The 3962-nt window shown below is 45.0% G+C and carries 5 protein-coding genes; 1 reads left to right on the forward strand and 4 read right to left on the reverse strand.

The genetic code is table 11. From position 1 onward, the window contains the following. Positions 1-179: 179 nt before the first annotated feature. Entirely contained in the window at positions 180-980 is an 801-nt protein-coding gene (locus DBO31_RS08855; RefSeq protein ID WP_200817508.1) for a hypothetical protein, read from the reverse strand. 92 nt (positions 981-1072) lie between these two features. Between DBO31_RS08855 and DBO31_RS09405 the strand changes: the two genes are divergently transcribed. Continuing rightward, positions 1073-1465, forward strand: coding sequence for a hypothetical protein (locus DBO31_RS09405; RefSeq protein ID WP_200817509.1), 393 nt, complete (start codon positions 1073-1075; stop codon positions 1463-1465). Here the strand turns inward: DBO31_RS09405 and DBO31_RS09410 are convergent. From DBO31_RS09410 to DBO31_RS08865, 3 genes are all read right to left on the reverse strand, one after another. After that, positions 1462-1605 (reverse strand): hypothetical protein, encoded by a 144-nt coding sequence (locus DBO31_RS09410; protein ID WP_200817510.1) that lies wholly within the window; start codon positions 1603-1605, stop codon positions 1462-1464. The genes DBO31_RS09405 and DBO31_RS09410 overlap by 4 nt on opposite strands. Before the next feature lie 821 nt (positions 1606-2426). Continuing rightward, positions 2427-2498 carry a Fic family protein gene (locus DBO31_RS09525; RefSeq protein WP_369907376.1) on the reverse strand — a complete coding sequence of 24 codons (72 nt, stop codon included), beginning with the start codon at positions 2496-2498 and terminating at the stop codon, positions 2427-2429. Positions 2499-2834: 336 nt separating this feature from the next. Next, on the reverse strand, positions 2835-3530 hold the full coding sequence (locus tag DBO31_RS08865; RefSeq protein WP_150824973.1) for a DUF542 domain-containing protein: 696 nt from the start codon (positions 3528-3530) through the stop codon (positions 2835-2837). Positions 3531-3962 lie beyond the last annotated feature (432 nt).

Below are 3962 nucleotides of genomic sequence, written 5' to 3' on the forward strand. Positions count from 1 at the left end.
CGATTGATGAGGATTCCTAAGGAGAATCCATCTTTGCCTTAGACCATGAGCCATCCGTGGAAACGAGCCTCCTTTGAACGGTATATTACCGCTCAAAAACATCATACATCAACGGAAATATCACGACTCATGTTGTAATATTAATACTATAAAAATTATAAAACTCTCTTTTCTAAGCCCTATGATACACCGCTGCTTTTGACCCCTATCCAAATGAGTACGAAGAACGTTATCTTGAAAAACGACTCGCTCTCCCTTCTCTTGCTTGCGGCGCAGAACATAATCGAGATACGCTTCCTGCTCATGGCGGAGCAGCAAAACCTGACGGCTGTGATAACACATGAAGAGACGAAATGGTCTGCCAGCATCAAGGCTTCCCGCGCATATAGAAGGAGCGGACGCAAAGCCAGGCTTGAATTAGTACAGAGTTGCTGCAGCTGTGCTTTTTCCCGGAGCAGACGGGCCATCCATTTTTTAACAGCCTTATTCCAGTCGTCATCATCCAACAGGAACCCTTTTGAAAAAGAAAAACACATGATTGGCGGCATCTTCGGCAATGCATCTGCCTGATCACTATGCTTCTTCATCTCGTTCTTCAAGGTTGTCTTTTTCAACATTCCTTCCAAGAAGAGATGCATCCAAGCATCATCATCCTGTGTGTCACCACTGATATCCGCTACAGCCGCCAACAATTGACAAGAGACCCACTCATGGCGATATGGGTCTTTTTCCAACGATGATGACCGCAGTTTTTTCTGGAAGTGATCGGATGATTTTCCCCAATCATGAAAAAGGGCTGCAACAGCTACCACTGCTTTGAGCAGGGACAGATACGGCCAACCACCTTCCCATTCATTATGCAGGATATTTTTTCGCGTTGTATTGACCGGCACCAGGCCTTCTTCATTGAATTTGTCGCGGTCTCCCACCACCCAGAGGAGTTGGCTGCGATTACGAGAGCGAATCCAGCGGCAGGACACCGCCGTGCTTTTCCATGCATGACGGCAAAGCCATGCGGTATCCCTAAAATCCAGAGGGTGACCGCAGCCAGACCATAGGCCAGGTAATTGCCGTGATTCAAGAAGATATTGGCCTTATCTCCCGCAGGAGCATCATGAAGGCGAACAAAATCTGGCATATCAACGTGTTCGCTCGCATATTTATAAAGCGATTTCGTAAAGATTGCCTCACCGGCCAACAATTGTTTGATATCCACGGCTTGCCGGATGACCCGCTGGAAACGATGCATAGCCGACTGAATATCATCGTCATCTGCATAGAATCCCCAGCTTTAGGACTGAGCCATTCAATTTCGACACCAGAGAGCAACGGCGTTCCACCACTACCGCAAAATCCGACCATGACGCCAGCCATAGACAGCATCCGTATGGCTGCCTGCGTGATGGATGTACCTGTTCCCAACAGCAGCACCGTCGTATTGGCAATCGGTATATTCCAATATTAATTTTCGCGTTTACCTTCTGTCAGATAAAGCACGCGTCCATCCTTCTGCATGACCCGGCACTTTTCCAGGTAATAGATATTCGCTCTCTTGGAATGCAAGATGACTTTTAAATTCGATGCTTCAATTTCTGTTCTTGTCATGACATCACCTTTATCATAGTGTACAATCCGTTAATCACGTTTTCAAAAGTGCAATAAAAATAACACACTGCCTGTGTGCTTGTGTGTAGTGGCTGTCCCAGGGGACACGTTCTGGTGTATTTCCACATAGTCATAGCAGGCACACCACAGCGGGGCCATATAGTCATCATAACTATTACATTCGTATCCCAAGATGACGGAAAATATTTTTACTAAAGCATAAGCAGACCATGTCGTTTCTGTTTCTCTAAGCTGCCTGTGCGGCAGGTTACTCTTATTTACGTTGTTCTCCATTTCCGCGCCAAAGTACTCGGCAATGTCAACGGTATCTTTAGTGGTAAAGGCGATGGTAAAAACTTTCATAAATTAGTCGTTATCTTAGTCGCTTTTCTTGGTTGGTTAGCGACCAAGTTATTTTTTCCTGTACTTCTGGTTACGGCTTTTCGGTTTTCCGGAATGGTCATCTCAATAATTCCCAGCTCCAAGGCTGGAGTCAAGTAGTAATCTATACCTCACTCTTTCGATTGTTGATTCAATTAATGCGCCCTCGTCAGCAATGCTACGTTCTCGACGCGGCTCGATTGGTTCATCTTGATGTCGAGTGTATAGCCAGATTTGCGTTCGTTCGCGGGAATTGGTCAATGTGTGTTTTTGTCTGAAAACCACCTTTTTTTCAAGGCTTCGCTCTGAGGGAATATGTCCGAAGTCCCATCGTCCTGACATATCTATTGTTGCAATCAAAATTGTATATTGAATGTTCGGCTTTCTCTTTTCAATACACGATTTTCGTCTCCAATGTCCCGCTTTTCAATCTTTAATGTTCACTTTTTATATTTCTGATTTCTACTGTTCAGCTTATCAGGTATCGTCATTTCAATCTTCCCTGCATTAATATAACAATTTTATTATACATCACAAAAGCGTTGCCCTTCAATAAAAGCGTTGCCCTTCAATATTTTTATTTCTGAAGTTAATGTCAAGAAGTTTTCTGTCTTTCCTTTAGACGCGAATCTTTCGTAAACAAATAATAATCGTAACTTAAGAAATATTTTCATAAAATTTCTCCTTGAAGCTGAAAAGGTGTAATGCTTACTATGGGATTTACCCCGACTTGGAAAAATCTCATCAAAATTTGTCATTAAATTATTGAGCGACTATTTTTGTATTTTAAATCACCTGTCTCAAAGATCCGAATCAGACCTTTGAAACAGGTGATTTTTTTCTTATCGTTAGACTTGTTCGGCGTATTCAGGGAAGGCGATGGAGTTTTCCTTGAAGATATGGATGAAGATGTCGTCAAAGAGCTGTTCCATGACAACATACGTGTGGCGGAAGGTCGGGCAAGCATCTGCTGGCGGCGTGAAGTTATCCGTCAGTTCCTGGATTTCTTTGATGACGTCGCCGGCACCGGTATGCTCCGTTTCCAGGTCCTGGATAAGTGCCAGCGTCTGGCTGTCCGGATGCGGATGCTGGCGCATCAGCGGGAACACGAGCTGTTCTTCCTTGGCAAAAGGTTCTTCCAGTTCCGCTTTCAGGCCGGCATAGAGATGATGAAGGCGCGTGAGCATTTTACCATGATGCGGATAATGGACGATAAGGATCTTGTTGAGGAGTTCTTCTGTTTCAGCCATGAGTCTGCGGTCTGTAACGTGATGCGTCGCTTCCAAATCGTCAAGCATCTCCGTGACTTTAAGCGTCTTGAACGCTTCGATATCGTCATGGACGTCCCGCTGTGTCGCTTTTTTGGCAGCTACCTGATTGAGTTCGGCCAGGAATTTATCCACGTCCAGGCCCTTTTCGCGGACAGCCATGGCAATGGGGTCATGGCCGCCACAGCAGTAATCAAGATGCAAACCATTAAGGAATCCAATCGTATTCGGATGGGCTTTTACAACGTCAGCTAAGGTCATGTCTTTCGTAATCATAGTATCGCTTCCTTTTCTCGCATAATCTATTTTCATGCGTTGGTTTCTTGGAACATCTTGAGTATAACAGATAGCGGCAAGGTCATCCGTCGTATTTGCAACATAGAAATATTCTTATATGGCCGTTTTTTTGCAATCTGCGTTCTTTTCCATCACCAGTATGCGATTTCATAGAGGACGCCCAAAGCCTTTCTGCCCCGTGTGAATCCTATGCACAGCCGGAATTTATGACGAACGGCGTGCGGAACGCCGCATTTGAGTCCGAAAAAAGCGCTGTCGCATGAAGACAGCGCCTTTTGAGTTTGAAGTTATGAGTGAGCTCTCGTCAGCAAGGCCACGCACTCCACATGGCATGACAAAAGCACCTGAATGTCTGGTTCCTAAACACATTTCCATTCGTTTACGGGAACTGCTCAAAGCTGAAAAACGGCG

This window comes from Megasphaera sp. DJF_B143, from assembly GCF_900320625.1.
Lineage (GTDB): Bacteria > Bacillota > Negativicutes > Veillonellales > Megasphaeraceae > Megasphaera > Megasphaera hexanoica.